This is a genomic window from Pseudomonas sp. GD04158, assembly GCF_029834875.1.
In the GTDB taxonomy this organism is placed as follows: domain Bacteria; phylum Pseudomonadota; class Gammaproteobacteria; order Pseudomonadales; family Pseudomonadaceae; genus Aquipseudomonas; species Aquipseudomonas hydrolytica.
Map to the genome: position 1 here is coordinate 22,578 of NZ_JAODYT010000044.1, position 17,091 is coordinate 39,668.

General features: G+C 67.2%; 18 protein-coding genes and 1 pseudogene. 4 read left to right on the forward strand and 15 right to left on the reverse strand.

The annotated features are described in order from the left end of the window. Positions 1-42 precede the first annotated feature (42 nt). Both gdhA and N7333_RS16300 read right to left on the reverse strand, forming a co-directional pair. Positions 43-1,380: an NADP-specific glutamate dehydrogenase gene (gene gdhA / locus N7333_RS16295; RefSeq protein ID WP_279859082.1), complete on the reverse strand. Its 1,338-nt coding sequence runs from the start codon at positions 1,378-1,380 to the stop codon at positions 43-45. Between the two features lie 174 nt (positions 1,381-1,554). Beyond that, entirely contained in the window at positions 1,555-2,355 is an 801-nt protein-coding gene (locus N7333_RS16300; RefSeq protein ID WP_012018269.1) for a lysophospholipid acyltransferase family protein, read from the reverse strand. Positions 2,356-2,452: 97 nt separating this feature from the next. On the opposite strand from N7333_RS16300, the gene N7333_RS16305 reads away from it, so the two are divergent. From N7333_RS16305 to N7333_RS16320, 4 genes are all read left to right on the forward strand, one after another. After that, a complete protein-coding gene (locus N7333_RS16305; protein WP_012018268.1) occupies positions 2,453-3,307 on the forward strand; it encodes a sulfurtransferase in 855 nt (284 codons plus the stop codon). A gap of 196 nt (positions 3,308-3,503) precedes the next feature. Beyond that, positions 3,504-3,983, forward strand: coding sequence for a hypothetical protein (locus tag N7333_RS16310; RefSeq protein ID WP_003244578.1), 480 nt, complete (start codon positions 3,504-3,506; stop codon positions 3,981-3,983). Between the two features lie 142 nt (positions 3,984-4,125). Then, entirely contained in the window at positions 4,126-5,400 is a 1,275-nt protein-coding gene (locus tag N7333_RS16315) for an outer membrane protein transport protein (RefSeq protein ID WP_012018267.1), read from the forward strand. A 64-nt stretch (positions 5,401-5,464) separates the two neighbouring features. Beyond that, positions 5,465-6,076 carry a response regulator transcription factor gene (locus N7333_RS16320; RefSeq protein ID WP_003244575.1) on the forward strand — a complete coding sequence of 204 codons (612 nt, stop codon included), beginning with the start codon at positions 5,465-5,467 and terminating at the stop codon, positions 6,074-6,076. Between the two features lie 4 nt (positions 6,077-6,080). On the opposite strand, the gene N7333_RS16325 is transcribed toward N7333_RS16320, so the two are convergent. The 13 genes and pseudogenes from N7333_RS16325 to N7333_RS16385 form a co-directional block, all read right to left on the reverse strand. After that, entirely contained in the window at positions 6,081-7,841 is a 1,761-nt protein-coding gene (locus N7333_RS16325; protein ID WP_279859083.1) for a hybrid sensor histidine kinase/response regulator, read from the reverse strand. A 12-nt stretch (positions 7,842-7,853) separates the two neighbouring features. Beyond that, entirely contained in the window at positions 7,854-8,912 is a 1,059-nt protein-coding gene (locus N7333_RS16330; protein ID WP_279859084.1) for a lipase secretion chaperone, read from the reverse strand. Between the two features lie 42 nt (positions 8,913-8,954). Beyond that, entirely contained in the window at positions 8,955-9,881 is a 927-nt protein-coding gene (locus tag N7333_RS16335; protein WP_003244569.1) for a triacylglycerol lipase, read from the reverse strand. 122 nt (positions 9,882-10,003) lie between these two features. After that, on the reverse strand, positions 10,004-10,555 hold the full coding sequence (locus N7333_RS16340; RefSeq protein WP_012018264.1) for a redoxin domain-containing protein: 552 nt from the start codon (positions 10,553-10,555) through the stop codon (positions 10,004-10,006). Positions 10,556-10,617: 62 nt separating this feature from the next. Further along, positions 10,618-10,743, reverse strand: coding sequence for a hypothetical protein (locus tag N7333_RS16345; protein ID WP_003244565.1), 126 nt, complete (start codon positions 10,741-10,743; stop codon positions 10,618-10,620). After that, on the reverse strand, positions 10,740-11,945 hold the full coding sequence (locus N7333_RS16350; protein WP_003244563.1) for an MFS transporter: 1,206 nt from the start codon (positions 11,943-11,945) through the stop codon (positions 10,740-10,742). The genes N7333_RS16345 and N7333_RS16350 overlap by 4 nt, the downstream gene beginning before the upstream one ends. A 52-nt stretch (positions 11,946-11,997) precedes the next feature. Further along, positions 11,998-12,402 carry a MarR family winged helix-turn-helix transcriptional regulator gene (locus N7333_RS16355; RefSeq protein ID WP_012018263.1) on the reverse strand — a complete coding sequence of 135 codons (405 nt, stop codon included), beginning with the start codon at positions 12,400-12,402 and terminating at the stop codon, positions 11,998-12,000. A gap of 73 nt (positions 12,403-12,475) precedes the next feature. Continuing rightward, entirely contained in the window at positions 12,476-13,207 is a 732-nt protein-coding gene (locus N7333_RS16360; RefSeq protein WP_279859085.1) for an adenosylcobinamide-GDP ribazoletransferase, read from the reverse strand. Then, on the reverse strand, positions 13,204-13,776 hold the full coding sequence (cobC, locus tag N7333_RS16365; RefSeq protein WP_195881708.1) for an alpha-ribazole phosphatase family protein: 573 nt from the start codon (positions 13,774-13,776) through the stop codon (positions 13,204-13,206). The genes N7333_RS16360 and cobC overlap by 4 nt, the downstream gene beginning before the upstream one ends. After that, on the reverse strand, positions 13,776-14,831 hold the full coding sequence (cobT, locus tag N7333_RS16370) for a nicotinate-nucleotide--dimethylbenzimidazole phosphoribosyltransferase (RefSeq protein WP_279859086.1): 1,056 nt from the start codon (positions 14,829-14,831) through the stop codon (positions 13,776-13,778). Before cobT ends, cobC begins: the two co-directional genes overlap by 1 nt. Further along, on the reverse strand, positions 14,828-15,349 hold the full coding sequence (cobU, locus tag N7333_RS16375) for a bifunctional adenosylcobinamide kinase/adenosylcobinamide-phosphate guanylyltransferase (RefSeq protein WP_279859087.1): 522 nt from the start codon (positions 15,347-15,349) through the stop codon (positions 14,828-14,830). Before cobU ends, cobT begins: the two co-directional genes overlap by 4 nt. A gap of 68 nt (positions 15,350-15,417) precedes the next feature. Then, positions 15,418-16,869, reverse strand: a complete 1,452-nt coding sequence (locus tag N7333_RS16380; RefSeq protein ID WP_279859088.1) for a cobyric acid synthase — start codon at positions 16,867-16,869, stop codon at positions 15,418-15,420. Continuing rightward, positions 16,869-17,091, reverse strand: a pseudogene (locus N7333_RS16385) (threonine-phosphate decarboxylase); the annotation flags it as partial. The gene N7333_RS16380 and the pseudogene N7333_RS16385, both read right to left, overlap by 1 nt.

The window sequence follows — 17,091 nt, forward strand, 5'->3', positions numbered from 1 at the left end:
GCCCCGGATAACCGGGGCTTTTTTTTATCGCCAGCTCGCGCCTCAGACCACGCCCTGGGCCAGCATGGCATCGGCGACCTTGACGAAGCCGGCGATGTTGGCGCCCTTGACGTAGTTGACTCGTCCCTTCTCCTCGCCATGGTGCACGCAGGCATGGTGGATGTTCTGCATGATGCCGTGCAGGCGCTCGTCCACCTCGCCGGCGCTCCAGTGCAGACGCATGGCGTTCTGGCTCATTTCCAGGCCGCTGGTGGCCACGCCGCCGGCGTTGGATGCCTTGCCCGGCGCGTAGCAGATGCCGGCCTCGGCGAACAAATCCACCGCTTCCAGCGTCGAGGGCATGTTGGCCCCCTCGGCCACGCAGATACAGCCGTTGTTCAACAGCGTGCGGGCGTTCTCGCCATCCAGCTCGTTCTGCGTGGCGCAGGGCAGCGCGATGTCGCACGGCAGACTCCAGGGGCGCTGGCCGGCCAGGAACTGCAGACCATAGTGCTCGGCCATCTCGCGCAGGCGGCCGCGACGCACGTTCTTCAGGTCCATCACATGCAGCCACTGCTCGTTGCTCAGGCCGCCTTCGGCATACAGGGTGCCGTCGGAGTCGGACAGCGAAATGACCCGCCCGCCCAGCTCCATGACCTTCTGCGCCGCGTACTGGGCGACGTTGCCGGAGCCGGAGATCGCCACGCGTTTGTCCTCGAAGCCCTGGTCGATGCGCTTGAGCATCTCCTGGGCGAAATACACGCAGCCATAACCGGTGGCTTCCGGGCGGATCAGGCTGCCGCCGTAGCTCAGGCCCTTGCCGGTGAGCACCGAGGTGAACTGGTTGGACAGGCGCTTGTACTGGCCGAACAGGTAGCCGATCTCGCGGCCACCGACGCCGATGTCACCGGCCGGCACGTCCAGATCGGCACCGATATGTCGGTACAGCTCGCTCATGAACGACTGGCAGAAGCGCATCACCTCGCCCTCGCTCTTGCCCTTGGGGTCGAAGTCCGAGCCGCCCTTGCCGCCGCCCATGGGCAACGAGGTCAGCGAATTCTTGAACACCTGTTCGAAGGCCAGGAACTTGAGCACGCCCAGATTCACCGAGGGATGGAAGCGCAGGCCACCCTTGTAGGGGCCGATAGCGCTGCTCATCTGGATGCGGTAGCCGCGGTTGACCTGCACCTGGCCGCGGTCGTCGACCCAGGGCACGCGAAACAGGATGGCGCGTTCCGGCTCGACCATACGCTCGAGAATGCCGGCCTCGCGGTAACGCGGGTTGGCCTCGAGAAAGGGCCAGAGGCTGCGCACCACCTCTTCCACCGCCTGGTGGAACTCCGGCTGGTCGGGATCGCGCTGTTTCAGGCGCGCCAGGAAAGAATCGACGGACAACGACATGCGGCACCTCGACACCACGAAGACAAAGTGGCCGGCACTCTATCAGGCGCCAAAGCACCAAAACAGATCAAAATGTCGCTTTTATGAATCTTTTTAGTGCAGTAAAGAAAAAGCCCTCACAGAACCGCTCTAGAAAGCCTAAAAACAGCTTCCCATTTCGCACCAGAATTGCACTCAGTCGGCACAGGTTTCGAGCACAGGCTCGGGACTCGGCACGGGGGCCGCCACCTGGCCGTACAGCAGCTGCTCCATGCGCTCCCGGGTATCGGCCATGAGTACCGCCAGGTTGTCCTGATCGTAGCGACTGGCGTCGATGGGAGCGCCAATGCACAACTGCACCGGCTGATCCAGATTCAGGCGCCAGGTGCGCGCGGGCAGCACATGGTGAATGTCCCTGATCGCCACCGGAACGATGATCGCCCCGGTTTCCAGAGCGAGGTGGAAGCAGCCCTTCTTGAACGGCTGCAGGCGACCGTCGGCCGAACGGGTGCCTTCCGGCGCGGCCCAGAGCACGATGCCGCTTTCCATCATCTGCCGGGCACGCGCCAGGTCGCGTCGCGCCTGCTGCGGATTGTGCCTGGCCACCGAGGGGAATTCGGCAGCGCGCATGGCCCGACCGAGGAAGGGAATGCGGTACAGCTCGCTCTTGGCCAGCATGCGCATCGAACCGGGCATGGCGACGAAACTGGCGGGAATGTCGTAGTGGCTGGAGTGAGTGCAGAGGATCAGGTAACGGCGCCCGTCGTTGAAGTCCGGGCAGCGCCCCTGCACCGTCATGCGCATGCGTACCAGGCGCAGCAACGCCGCCGACCAGATGCGCGTATAGCGATCAACATGCTCGCGCCGCAGCCGCCCCAGCGCTGCGCGAACGATCACCAGCAGGCAGAAATACAGGGTCACGCCCACCGATCCCAGCGCCACACCGGCACGGCGCGCCAGGTTCGCACTGCGCGTGATGGGTTGCAGACTCAGCATTGAAACGGCTCCTTACTTATCGGCAGATCGATCCGGGGGCAGCGGATTGGCTAGGCGGTATGATGCCGGCAAACGCGTCTACGACACAGGAGGCACCATGTCACTCGCTCAACTGATCAGCGCGCCGCAGCTGCAGCAACGTCTCGGGCAGGAGGATCTGCTGGTCCTCGACTGCCGCTTCGCCCTCGAGGACCCGGCCTACGGACGCCGCAGCTACCTCGACGGCCATATCCCCCAGGCCCACTTTCTGGATCTCGAACAGGACCTGTCCGCCCCCGTAATCAAGGGCGTGACCGGGCGCCACCCTCTGCCGGACCCGAGCGCACTGGTCGAACGCCTGCGAGCCTGCGGCCTGCGGGCGGACAGCGAGGTGGTGCTGTACGACGACGGCCCCGGCGCATTCGCCGCCCGCGCCTGGTGGCTACTGCTGTGGCTGGGCAAGCGCGACGGTCTGTACCTGCTCGACGGGGGCCTGAAGGCCTGGCGCGAGGCCGGCCTGGAACTGACGACAGCGCCGCCGAGCAACGCCCCCGGCGACTTCTCCGCACAGCCCGACAACAGCCTGCTGCTGAGCGCCGAGCAACTGGCCCTGCGCCTGGGCAATCCGGACCTGACCCTGCTCGATGCTCGTGCCCTGCCGCGCTTTCGGGGCGAGGTGGAACCGCTCGACCCGGTGGCCGGGCATATCCCCGGCGCGCAATGCGCGGCCTTCACCGACAATCTCGGCGCCGATGGCCGCTTTCTGCCCTGCGCTGCCCTGCGCGAGCGTTTCGACCAGTTGCGTGGGGAACGTCCGCTGGACAACCTGGCGGCCTATTGCGGCTCGGGCGTCACCGCCTGCCACAACCTGTTCGCCATGTGCCTGGCCGGGTACCCCCTGGCACCGCTGTATGCCGGTTCTTGGAGCGAATGGATCACCGATCCGCAGCGCCCCGTGGCCACCGGCGACTGAAGCGGTTTAACAACCACTGGGAATATGGGAAATAACCGAAAGGTGAAAACAATTTAAAAACAGCTCTTTACAGCACAAAGATCGCACTAGACTTGAAATTGAGCGGCTAACCCCGCTCCCGGTGGGGCCTTTAAGAAAAACCACCAAAACCAGCTGCCACGCGCCCGGCCCCACCGGCACCCTCCGCGAGGATGCCATGGGAATAGCCGCCTGCGATCTCAGCCAGCATGTGATCCGCCCTACCCTTCTCTATCTGCAGCGTCACACGCCCACGGCCGAAGCCCTGCTACTGGGCACCGCAGCCTGCCAGACGGCGCTGGGCAGCGCCCTGGGCAACCCCAACGGCCACGGCCTCTATCGCATCAGCGAGCAGAGTCACCTGGCCCTGTGGGACCGGCATCTGGCGCGCGATCCCGAACTGGCCAGCCGAGTCCGCGGCCTGGCCAGCCAGCATGCCTTTCTCGAGGCGCCGCATCTGGAGCTGACGGTGAATCTGCGCTATGCCACCGCCATTGCCTGGCTGCTGGTGGAGGCAGAGGAGCTGGAGCTGCCCGCCGCCGACGATCTGCTGGGGCTCGGCCGTATCTGGTGCCGGGTCTTCCAGCCACAGGGCCGGCTGGGGGACTTTCTCGAGGCCTGGCAACGTTGCGTGGCTCAGGTCAGTCGAGTGGCCTGAACGCCTGACCATATGGGCGAAGATCCGTACAAGATTTAACCAATTGTCAGATAAACCGCTCTATTTCGGGAACTTCCGCGGGTTGGCAGGGGTCAGGAAAAGCTGTAGCGTGCGCCCCCCGCCTCACCACAGGAGCTTCCCCGTGAGCAAACGTCTTCTCAAGACCGGTCTGGCCGTTGCCATCACCGCCACTTCGAGCCATGGCCTGGCCAGCGGCTTCGCCCTCAACGAGCAAAGCATTTCCGGCATGGGTACCTCCTTCGCCGGTCGCTCCTCCTCGGCCGATGACGCCAGCACCGTATTCGGCAACCCGGCCGGCATGGCGCGCCTCAAGCGCGACGAGATCTATGTCGGTGCCGCCGTCATCCACGCCAAGAGCGACATCCGCAACGCCAGCGCCAACGCCGGCCCGCTGCAGCTGTCCGGCAGCAATGACGGCGATATGGTGCCGTCCACCGGCGTGCCCATGGGTTACTACGTCAAGCCGCTGGACGACAAGGTCGCCTTCGGCCTGGGCGTCTACGTGCCCTTCGGCCTGATGACCGATTACGAGCGCGGCTTCCAGGGCCGCTATCACGCCGACAAGAGCTACGTACGCGTGATCACCGTGCAGCCGACCCTGAGCTACCGCTTCAACGACAAGCTGTCGGTCGGTTTCGGCCCCACCTTCAATCACATCGAAGGCGAACTCAGTTCCTCGATACTCAACCCGCTGAGCCCCGGCAGCAACGACGGCAAGGTGAAGGTCAAGGGCGACGATACCGCGGTAGGCTTCAATGTCGGGGTGCTCTACGAGTTCACTCCCGGCACCCGCGCCGGCATTACCTACCACTCGCGCGTGAAGTACGAACTGGAAGGCGATACCCGCGTTTCCGGCAGCGGCATTCTGGCTGGCGTAGCGGGCAAGTACGACGCCAACCTGGATCTGACCACCCCGGAATCGGTGGACATGTCCATCACCCATGAGCTGAACGACGCCTGGACCCTGTACCTGGGCAGCACCTGGACACGCTGGAGCCGCTTCAAGGAAATCCGCGTGGAGAACGATGCCGCCACGCTGCCGGCCAACCTCGCCACCATCGTCGAGGAGCAGAACTGGCACGACACCTGGGCCCACGCCATCGGCCTGTCCTACAAGCTCAATCCGCAATGGACCCTGCGTACGGGCATGGCCATCGACCAGTCGCCGATCAACAACGTCGACCGCTCGCCGCGCGTCCCGTCGGGTGACCGCACCATCTTCAGCGTCGGCGCCGGCTGGAGTCCGAACCAGGACATGACCATCGACCTGGCCTATTCCTACCTGCAGGAAGAGTCGGTGGACGTCAACCACGCCAGCGATACCCGTGGCACCTACCGTGCGCGCTACAAGAACCGCGCCCACGGCCTGGGCGCCTCGCTCAGCTATCGCTTCTAATCGGCGCACGCCATTGGCTAAACTCACGCGGCAGAACAACAAGAAAAAGCCGCGTGAGACCATCATGACTGCCCTCTGCACCACCCTGCCCGACCACCTGCACCTGCTGCTGGTGGACGACCACCGGATCTTCCTCGACGGCCTGGCCCTGGCCCTGGCGCCACTCGCCCGTGACCTGCAGATCGACACCGCGCAGAACGCCGCCGAAGCGGAGCAGCGCCTGCAGCAGCAGACTTACGACCTGATCCTGCTCGACCTGCGCCTGCCCGACGAACCGGGACTGGAACTGCTGCAGCGCTGGCTGGCGCGCGGCGAAAGCACGCCGGTGGCCATCCTCAGCGCCAGCGACTCGGCCGTCGATGCCCAGGCCGCACTGGCCGCCGGCGCACTCGGCTTCATTCCCAAGAGTGCCGACGGCAAGGCCCTGCGCCAGGCCGTAACGCGCGTGCTGCTGGGCGAGACCCTGCCGGCGCCGAGCAGCACCTCACCGCTGACGCCCAGGCAACTGGAAATTCTGCAATTGCTGGCCGAAGGCCTGCCGAACAAGGCCATCAGCCGTCAGCTGGGCCTGGCTGAAGACACGGTGAAAACCCACCTCAAGGCGCTGTTCGAAACCTTCGCCGTACACACCCGCACCGCCTGCGTCAGCGCCGCCCGCCAGCGCGGCTGGCTGTAATCAATCAGCTGAGCGCCTGGCGCACCTGCAACTGGGTCGCCAACATCTGGCGCAAACGCGCCGGCAGCAGGGGCTTGCCCAGCGGAATGACGTGCGCCGGCAGGCAGCGCTCGTGCAGCTCCGGGCTCAGGTCGGCGCTGATCAGCAGTGCCGGCAACATCTGCCCGGCCGCCTCGCGCAGGCGCTCGATGGCCTGCAGGCCATCGCCCTGCTCGGCCAGTCGGTAATCGCTGATCAGCAAATGCGGTACCTGCCGATGCAGCGCCGTCAGCGCCTCGGCCAGATCGGCACAGGCCTGCACCTCGCAGCCCCAGCGGCGCAGCAGACCGCTCAAGGCCTCGCGGCCGGTGTCGTCGTCCTCCAGCAGCAGGATGCGCCCCTTGAGCGCCAGCCCCGCGCTGCTGCGCGGCGCCTGCTCCGCCAGTTCGGCGGCGGGCAGACGCAGGATGAAGCGCGTTCCGGCGCCAGGTTGCGACTCGAGCTGCAGCGGATGTTCCAGCACCTCGGCCAGCTGCCGCACGATGGCCAGGCCCAATCCCAGGCCGCGCTCGGCACTACGCCCCGGATTGTCCAGCTGGCGAAACTCCTCGAACACCAGCGCCTGCTCGGCCTCGCTCAGGCCGCGGCCATCGTCGGCCACTGTTAACACGATGTTCTGCCCCTCACGCCAAGCGCTCAGGCTCAGCTCTCCGGCCTGGGCGTGCAGCAGCGCGTTATGCAGCAGGTTGCGCAGCAGCCGCTCCAGCAGCAGCGGATCGCTGCGCACGGCACACGCCTCGCTGTTCAGCCGCAGTTGCACAGCCTGCTGCTGCGCCTCCGGGGCGATCTCGCCGAGCAGGCGTTCGAGCAGCGGGCGCAGGGCGAACGCGTGGGGCCTGGCCTGCACACCGCCAGGCAGGGTCAGACGGCTGTAGTCGAGCAGCGACTGCAGCAAGCGTCCCAGCTGCTCCACCGACGCGGCCAGGCGCGTGCTGATGCGACGCGTCTGTGCATCGCCCCCCTGCTCCACCAGGTGCTCGGCATACAGGCCCATGGCATTGAGCGGCTGGCGCAGGTCGTGACTGGCCGCCGCCAGCAGACGCAGCTTGCGTGCATCGTCGGCCTCGGCACGCTGGCGAGCCAGGTCGAGCAGGCGCAGGTTGAGCCAGGCGCCACGCTGGCCATGCTCCTGCATATAGGCACCGACGGTGCCGATCATGTTGGCGCAGAGCAGAAACAAGGCCTGATACGCCAGCTCGCGTCCAGGCTCGTCGAGCGCCAGGCCCGCACCGACGAACAGCAGGCAGAAGCCCCAACTGCACAGGCTGATCACTCGAAACGACAGCCCCAGCAGGGCATAGCCGAACAGCAGAACCAGAAACAGGCCGTCGTAAGGCATGGCCACGCCTTGACGCCAGCACAGGTGCACGATCAGCGCGACACTGACGCCGGTGAGCAGGTAGGCCAGGGCGTAGACGCCGACCACCGCCGCTGGCGTGGCCTGCGCACGCCGGCAATAGAAGAAGGCCAGCACCACCGCGCCCAGGGCCAGCAGGCGCAGGGGCAACACCGACAGGCTGACCTGCAAGGGCATGGCGAGAAAATCCAGCAGCGCGTAGATCAGCTGGAACAGCACAGCGGTCACCGCGATCAACGGCAAACGCCGGCGAATGCGCTGAGCGCGATGGGCAGCGAACGCCTGCTCCAGCTCGGCAACGAAGCGCAGACGGCGATGGCCGCGGCGCTGCTGCGCCAGCAGCAAACGCTCCAGGGGCGGCGCACTCATCGGCGGCGCCACTCAGGGCTCGGACGCAGGCTCCGGCTGTTTGGCGGCGATGGCGTCATAGGTCTCCACACGGTGTCGGTCCTCGCTGGCGAACAGGCGCTCGCGCAACTGTCGCTGCAGCTGCTCGCCATCCTCCGTGCTGAGGCCGCGTCCCTGCAGGCCGGCGAGCTCACGCCGGTAGGCCTGGTAACGCTGCTGCCAGTCGCGCTCGCGGAGCTGTTCGACGAGCAGGCGCTGCACGGTGTCCGGATCATAGGTCATGGCCAGGAATTCGCGCACCTGCTGCTCGTCCGCCCCCTCGCGCCACAACTGCTCGCTGCGCGCCAGTTGCTCCAGAGCCAGCTGCTGGCGCTGCTCGCTGGCACGCAGCGCCTCGGGCAGACGCTCGCGCGCCTGCTCCAGCAGCTGCGCCCGCTGCGAGTCGTCGAGGTCGTCACGCTGCTGCAGGGCGAGACTGTCGAGGGTGTAGCGCGCGTAGGCCTGCTCGGCGCCGAACAGGGCCTCCTGCGCGGCCGCGGAAAAATGCGCGCGGCGCAGCGCATCCAGACGCTCGAAGGCTGCCTGCAATACCTGCAACTGCGCCTGAGGATCGACCTGCTGGTGAGCATCCAGAGGCTGCTGCATCAGCGCCATGCTGGCGCGCTTGTAGTCCAGATAGTCGCCGAGCAGGCTGATCAGCTGCCCCAGCGCCGGCTCCGGCAGGCGGCGTCCGGCGTCGGCCAGCAGCGCCTCGATCACGGCATCGAGCCCGGAGTGGTCGACGGCGCTGAGGAAGTAGTCGAAGTAGTCGCGCACGGCCAGCTCCAGCAGCAGATTGCCGGCAGCATCGGTTTGCAGACGACCGTCCACCTCGGTGCCGGCCAGGCTCGGCAGCGCGGCGGCCACGGATGGCTGCGCCTGCGCGGTAGCCGGCACGGCAGAGGCCGATGATGGAGTGAGCGGCGCGGCCTGGGCCTGCGCAGCCACGCTGGATGCAGGCGCCTGGCCCTCGCCAGCCGGCCACCGCCAGTAGAGAGTCAAAGCGCCGGCCAGCAGCACGGCGGCTAGAGAGAAGGTGAAGAATCTGGACATACCACCTCGCTGCGGCGGGTCACCCCGCCGCCATTGCCGAAATCAGATGCCTTTGCCCTTCAGGCGGTTGGCGTGCTGGCGGTACAGCGATACCGGCTCGGTCCAGCCGCGAATGCCGAACAGATGGTTGATCGCATCGACGTGGTTCATGTTGTAGCTGTCGCCGAGCACCTGCCCCAGGTAGGTGGCACAGACGCCGACCAGGCCATCGTTCTTCTCGCTGCCGAACACCAGGCCGGTGAAGGCCAGGAAGGGGTCGGCGGCATCGAGCACGTTGGTGTAGGCGACGTTACCGGTCCAGGAGTAGTAGCGAATGTTGTGACCGCGCACGTTGTGCACTTCGCTGGACTTGGCGCAGTAGCTGGAATTGTTGATGCCCCAGGGATGGCGACCGTTCAGCGCGTTGGTGCCCGGCGTGGTCAGGGTCGCCAGGGCGTCGATGCCGCTCTGCGGGTTGCTGGCCCCGGAGAGCAGATTGATCAGCGAGCCCAGTGCATTGGCGATGGCATTGGCGCCACCCTCGATCAACCCACCGGCGGGAATCACGCCACGCACCACATCGGCGACCTTCGAGCCCTTGTTCACGCCATTGATCGAGGTCACCGAGGCGACCAGATCCGGGCGCAGCGAGGCGGCCACGCGGGAGGTCGGCGAGCCCTGGCTGTGGCCGATCAGGTTGACCTTGCCGCCACCGGCCGCGGCCCAGGGCACGATCTGCCGGGCCAGCTCGGCGCCGCGCTGCTCGCTGTCGTTGAAGGCGGCGACACTGGCGACGTGAACCCGCGCGCCATCGCGCTCGAGGTTCCAGGGGATGGTGTGGAAGTAGTTGACCAGGCCACCGATGGTGTTGAAGCCGGTGATGCCGTGAACCAGCACGATCGGGTACTTGGTCTGGGTGTAGTTGGCCTGGGCCTGGACGGCGCCGAGCAGGGCCAGACTGGCGACAGCAGTGGTAAAGACGCGACGCATGGGTGCCTCCTTATTGTTTTTGTCGGGCACGCCGGGGTTACTGCGTCCGGCGCCTGGCCAGTCTAGGCAGGCAGGCGGAGGCGGCCCATCGCCCAGATGGGTGAAGGGCCGTGAGTCAGGTCTCAGGGTTGCGAGGCGATGGCCTTCTCCACCGCGGCGACCAGCTCGGGATCATCCGGCTTGGTCAGGCTGGAAAAACTGGCCACCACCTTGCCCTGACGGTCGACCACATATTTGAAGAAGTTCCAGCGCGGCGCCCTGCTCTGCTCGGCCAGGCCCTTGAACAGGGGGATGGCATTGCCCCCGGAAACCGGCTGCGGCTCGGTCATGGCGAAGGTCACGCCGTAGTTGACGTAGCAGACGGTGGCGGTTTCCTCGCTGCTGTCGGCCTCCTGACGGAAATCGTCGGACGGCACGCCCAGCACTTCCAGGCCCTGATCCTTGTAACGCTGATAAAGCGCTTCGAGCCCTTTGAATTGCGGGGTGAAGCCGCAGAAGCTGGCGGTATTGACCACCACCAGCGGCTTGCCGGCGAACTGGCAGAGTTCGACGCTCTCACCCTTGGCGCGCAGCTTGGGCAATTCCCCCTGCAGCAGTGCCGGACATTCGGCGGCCAGCACCGGCAATGCCAGGCTGGAGAGCAGCAAGGAGCAGGCAAGACGATGAAGCGACATGACGATGACCTCGAGCGATAACGCGGTCTTGCCACGCTACTCGCAGGGCATGCGCCAGGCAACTAGCAAATGCCCATGCCCAATTGCAGCAGGGCCAGCCCGCCCTGGCGCCAGCCCCACCAGGCGAGCGCCAGGAGCAGGCCAAGGCCCACTGCCACGGCGCTGAACGTCAGTGCCTTGCGGCTCACGCCGGCGCCCCCTGCAGGCGCGCCACCGGCACTTCGCGCACCGGCCAGTTGAGCGCGGCGGCCATCACGCTCAGGCCGATGGAGATCTGCCAGACCAGGTCGTAGCTGCCGGTGGTGTCGTAGAGATAGCCGCCCAGCCAGCCGCCGAGGAAGGAGCCGAGCTGGTGGAAGAGGAACACGATACCGCCGAGCATCGACAGGTTGCGCACACCGAACAGGGTGGCCACCGTGCCATTGGTCAGCGGCACGGTCGACAGCCACAGCAGGCCCATGGCGATACCGAACAGGTAGGCGCTCCACTGCGTCAGCGGCGCTGCGATGAACAGCGCGATCACCACCCCGCGCAGCAGGTACAGGGCGCTGAGCAGGCGCGGCTTGGCCATGCGCCCGCCGAGCCAGCCGGCGATGTAGGTACCGAAGATATTGAACAGCCCCACCAGGGCCAACACCGTGGTGCCGGTCAGTGCCGGCAGATGATGATCGACCAGGTAGGCCGGCAGGTGCACGGCAACGAACACCACCTGGAAGCCGCAGACGAAGAAGCCCAGTGCCAGCAGCCAGAAGCCGGAATGCCCGGCCGCCTCGCGCAGCGCCTCGACCAGCGTCTGCTCATGCCCGGTCGGTTGCGCCTGCGGCTGCTCGCGAATCATCGCCGCCAACGGCAGGATCAGCGCCACCAGCAGACCCAGCGCCAGCAGCGCCGCCGACCAGCCCAGCCAGCCGATCAGCCCCAGCGTGCCGGGCAGCATGGCGAACTGGCCGAAGGAGCCGGCGGCCGCGGCAATGCCCATGGCCATGCTGCGCTTCTCCACCGGCACGGCACGGCCAACCACGCCGAGGATCACCGAGAACGAGGTGCCGGACAGGCCAATGCCGATCAGCAGCCCGGCGCTCAGCGACAACGACAGCGGGGAATCGGACATGCCCATCAGCACCAACCCGAGCACATAGAGCACGCCGCCCGTGATGATGGCCTTGCGCGCACCGAAACGGTCGGCCAGCGCCCCGGTGATCGGCTGCGCGAGGCCCCAGATCAGGTTCTGCAGGGCGATGGCGAAGGCGAACACCTCACGGCCCCAGCCGAACTCCGCACTCATCGGCGGCAGGAACAGGCCGAAGCCGTGGCGGGTACCCAGCGACAGCGCCAGGATTAGCGAGGCGCCAAGCAGCAGCCAGGTGGACGAACGCCATGCAGTTGTCATCGTGATCTCCAGCAGACGGCCGCACGCAGCCGCTCAGGCAGTAAAAGGGCCATCAGGCCAGTTGGTCGAGCAGAGCCATCAGTTCGGCGCGGCGATCCTCGCCGAGCCGCGCGTTCAGCTCACGCTGCACCTGTTCCCACAGCGGCAGCGCCTGTTCGATACGTTGCAGGCCGGCCTCTGTGAGCCGTACCTCGCGAGCACGCAAATCGCGCCCTTCTCCCAGTTGCAGCAGCTCCTGCTCCTGTAGCACCCGCAGATTGCGTCCCAGGGTGCTGCGATCCAGCCCCATGGCGTCGGCCAGCGCGGAAATGCTCGGCTGCCCGAGCCGCTGCACGTGGCGCAACAGAGAAAACTGCGCGGCACCGAGCCCGACGGCAGCCAGGGCGTCATCGTAGCGACGGGTCACGCCGCGGCTGGCGCGGCGCAGTTGGGTACAGAGGCAGGAAGTCGGCAACATGGATACAGGTATATACCCGTATCAGTCATCGGTACTCATACAGTTGCCGGCCGTGTCTGCGTAACAGTTGCGTTCAGAGGCTCAGCGCCAGGGCCAGCAGTGCCGCGCACTCGGCCAGCTCGAGCAGCGCGCCGGCAGTATCGCCCGTGGTGCCGCCCAGGCGCTGCAACAGGGCGCGGCGCAGCCAGACGAACAGTGCCAGGGCCGTGGCCATGGCAATCAATGCCCCCCAGCCCAGCAGCAGCATGGCCGCCACATGCCCACCCAGCACCCAGGGCAACTGCCTGCGCGGCAGATGATCGACCAGCGCCTGGCCCAGACCGCCGGCGCGCACGTAGGGCGTGGTCGCCAGCAGCAGTGGCAGCAGGCTGCGCCCCAGCCAGGGCAGCAGCAGCAGATAGATGCCCTGCCCGGCCTGCAACAGGCTCAGCAATGCGGCGAACTTGAGCAGCAACAGCAGCACCAGTACCACCACGGCGATGGGGCCGCTGCGTGGATCCTTCATGATTGCCAGGGTGCGCTCGGGGTCACCAAAGCCGCCAACCCAGGCATCGGCCGTATCGGCCAGGCCGTCCAGATGCAGGCCGCCGCTCAAGCCCACCCACAACGCCAGAATGATCGCCGCCTGCAGCACGTCCGGCGTCTGCCCCAACAGCAGATGGGCGAGCCACAGCAGCAGGCCGAGCAACAGCCCCACCGCTGGATACCAGAGCAGCGAGCGGCCGATCTGCTCGGGCGTCGGCATGCCCGGCAGGCTGACCGGCAGGCGGGTGAGAAACTGCAGAGCGATCCGTGGCGCGATCATGCCAGCTCCGTCAGCTGCCCGTCGGCAGCCAGGCGCAGGCGAAAGCGCTGGGCATAGCCGACGTTGACCTGCAGCAGATCCTGGCGCGGCAGACCGCGAGCGCGCGCCAGCAGCAGGCGCATCACGCCGCCGTGGGTGATCAGCAGCAGGCGCTGGCCGGCATGGGCCAGCGCCAGGCCTTGCAGCGCAGCCAACACGCGGGTCTCGAACTGCAGCAGCGGCTCGCCGTTGGGTGGCGTGAAGGTGTAGGGGTCGGCCCAGAATTGGCCCAGCGCCTCGGCATGAGTTTCCATCAACTGCGCGGCGCTACGCCCTTCCCAATCGCCGAAATGCAGCTCCTGCAGCCCCGGCTCGTAGTGCAGTGGCAACGCCTGGGCCGCCGCCACCTCCTCGGCGAACCGCGCGCAGCGCTGCAGCGGCGAGCTGATCAGACGATCCCAGGGCCCCGCTCCCTGCACGGCGGCGCGCAGCTGCGCCCAGCCCTGCTCGGTCAGCGCATCGTCCAGGCTGCCGCGCAAGCCACCGCCCTGCTCGGTTTCGCCATGACGCAGCAGCTCCAGCTCGAGCATCACTTCGGCCTCTGCGCCACGGCCGCCTCGGCGAAGGTCGCCATCTGCCCGTGCAGGCTGCAGGCCAGGCGCAATAGCGGTACCGCCAGCGCCGCGCCGCTGCCCTCGCCCAGGCGCAGCCCCAGCTCCAGCAAGGGTTCGGCGCCCAATGCCTGCAGCACGCGCACATGACCGGGTTCGGCGCCATGGTGGGCGAACAGCAGCCAGTCGCGGCAGCCCGGATTCAGGCGCACCGCCAGCAGGGCCGCGACGCTGCAGATAAAGCCATCGACCAGTACCGCGATGCCCTGCTGCGCAGCCGCCAGGTAAGCGCCGGTGAGCGCAGCGATCTCGAAGCCGCCCAGATGGACCAGCGCCTGTAACGGGCCGTCGATCTGCGCATGGTGCAGGGCCAGCGCCGCATCGATCACCCGCGCCTTGTGCGCCACACCTGCACCATCCAGGCCCGTGCCAGGACCGGCCAGCTCGCTTGCCAGGCAACCCAGCAACCAGCAGGCCAGCGCCGCCGCTGCCGTGGTGTTGCCGATGCCCATCTCGCCACCGACGAATAGGTCGCACCCCACCGCCCGTGCGCGCAGCAGGCTGTCGCGGCCGGCCTCCAGGCAGATCAGCAGCTGCGACAGGGTCATGGCCGGCTCACGGGCGAGATTCTGCGTACCGGCGCCAACGTACAGGTGGCGCACGCCGGGCAACGGCGGCAGCGGCTCGGCGGTACCCAGGTCGATCACTTCCAGCGCCGCATCGAGTTCGCGCGCCAGTACGCTGATCGCCGCGCCACCGCTGACGAAGTTGGCCAGCATCTGCCCGGTCACCGCCTGCGGGTAGGCGGACACGCCCTCGGCGACCACGCCATGGTCGCCGGCGAAGATGGCGATCCACAGTTTGTCCAGGCTGGGCCTTTCGCGCCCCTGCAGCGCAGCCAGATGAATGGCCAGTTTTTCCAGACGCCCCAGCGAGCCGGCGGGCTTGGTCAGCTGCTGCTGACGGCTTTCGGCCTTGGTTCGAGCCACATGATCGAGCGGCTGGCACGGCCCCTGCCACCATTGCAGTTTCATAGGGCATCTCCCTTGAGGGTCATCGGCAGACCGGCAACGGTGAACAGCACGCGCTGGCTGCGTTCGGCCAGCGCCTGATGCAGCCAGCCGGCCTCGTCGACATAACGCCGGGTGAGTTCGCCCAGTGGCACCACGCCCAGGCCGGTCTCGTTGCTGACCAGCAGAATGCGCCCGGGCAATTGCGCCACACAAGCGAGCAGCGCCTCGCGCTCGGCAGCCAGACGCTGCGCGTCCTCCAGCATCAGCAGGTTGGTCAGCCACAGGGTCAGGCAGTCCACCAGCAGGCAGCGCCCGGGAGCGGCCTCTTCCTGCAGCACACGGGCCAGCGCCAGCGGCTCCTCCACCAGCGCCCAATGCGCCGGACGCCGGGCGCGGTGCTGGGCAACCCGCTCGTTCATCTCGCCGTCGAGCGGCTGGCTGGTGGCGATGTAAAGCACCTCCAGCCCGGACTCGTCGGCCAGCCTCTCGGCCAGGCGGCTCTTGCCGGAACGGGCACCGCCGAGGATCAGTTCAAGCATCGTCACTCCGTAGGGTGCGCCGTGCGCACCATTCAATCGCTCTGGCGGTGAGCCAGCCCCACGACACCCTAGCGGATGCCACAAAGCATCCTGAGCTGCTCGCTATCCAGGTGCAGTTCCACCTGGTCGGCCAGGCGCTCGATATCGCGCTCGCGCAGCGCCTGATAGTCCACCTGTTCCACCTCATCCAAGCCCGCCCAGCGCAGTAGTGCAGCGAACGCCGAGGGCTGCTCGAACAGGCCATGCAGGTAGGTGCCGAGCACTTGACCGTCGGCGCTCAGTCCGCCGTCGCTGCGGCCGTCGTCAAGCTGCACGGCGCCATTGAGGCCTGGCCCGCGACTGACGCCAGCGTGAATCTCGTAACCGCTGACCTGCGCCTGCTCCAGGCACAGTTGGCCACGCACGTTGCGCAGCTGTTTCTCCGGCTCCAGCACCGTCTCGAAATCCAGCAGGCTGAGGCCCTCGCTGCTGCCGGCAGCGCCTTCCAGGCCATGCGGGTCATGAATCTGCCGACCGAGCATCTGCAGGCCGCCGCAGATGCCCAGCAGTTTGCCGCCATAGCGCAGGTGGCGGGCGATGGCCGTGTCCCAGCCCTGCTCGCGCAGCCGGGCAAGGTCGGCGCGCACGCTCTTGGAGCCGGGCAGGATGATCAGGTCGGCCGGCGGGATGGCCCGGCCCGGCCCGACGAAGGTCAGCTGTACCTGCGGATGCAGGCGCAGCGGGTCGAAATCGGTATGGTTGCTGATACGCGGCAGCACCGGCACCACCACGCGCAGCGCCTGCGCGCTCTTGGCCTGCTGACGGGTATCGACGGCGTCCTCGGCTTCCAGGTGAAAGTCCGTCAGGTACGGCAGCACGCCGAGCACCGGCTTGCCGGTGCGCTGCTCCAGCCAGTCCAGCCCCGGCTTGAGCAGGGCGATATCGCCGCGAAAACGGTTGATCACAAAGCCCCTGATCCGCGCCTGTTCGCTGGGGCTGAGCAACTCCAGGGTGCCGACCAGATGGGCGAACACGCCGCCCTTGTCGATGTCGGCGATCAGGATCACCGGACAGTCCACCGCCTCGGCGAAGCCCATGTTGGCGATGTCGCCGGCGCGCAGGTTGATCTCGGCCGGCGAACCGGCGCCCTCGACCAGCACCAGCTGGTGGCGCTCGACCAGGCGGGCGTGGGATTCCAGCACTGCCGCCATCGCCACCGGCTTGTAGCCGTGGTAGGTCAGCGCCTGCATGTTGCCGATGGCGCGGCCGTGGATGATCACCTGGGCGCCCATGTCGCTGTTGGGCTTGAGCAGCACCGGGTTCATGTCGGTGTGCGGCGCCAGGCCGGCGGCCTGCGCCTGTACCGCCTGGGCCCGACCGATCTCGCCACCCTCGGCGGTCACTGCCGAGTTGAGCGCCATGTTCTGCGGTTTGAATGGCACCACGGACACGCCCTGGCGCCGCGCCCAGCGGCACAGCGCCGTCACCAGGGTGCTCTTGCCAGCATCGGAAGTGGTGCCCTGCACCATCAGGGTTGGCATCAGGAGGTTTCCTCGAGGCTGGCGAGGATCGGCGCGCAGTCCAGCAAGCCCTGCTCCAGGCGCAACCAGCCGGCCTCGTCTGCCGGCAGGCCGAAGCGCAGGCTGTCCAGCTCGGCGAACAGCCTGATCAGAATGCCGCGTCGCGCCAGCAGCTCCATGCAGGGCACCGCACGGCGCGTGCAGCAGAACTGGAACAGCGCCGAACCGCCGGTAGGCGGCAGG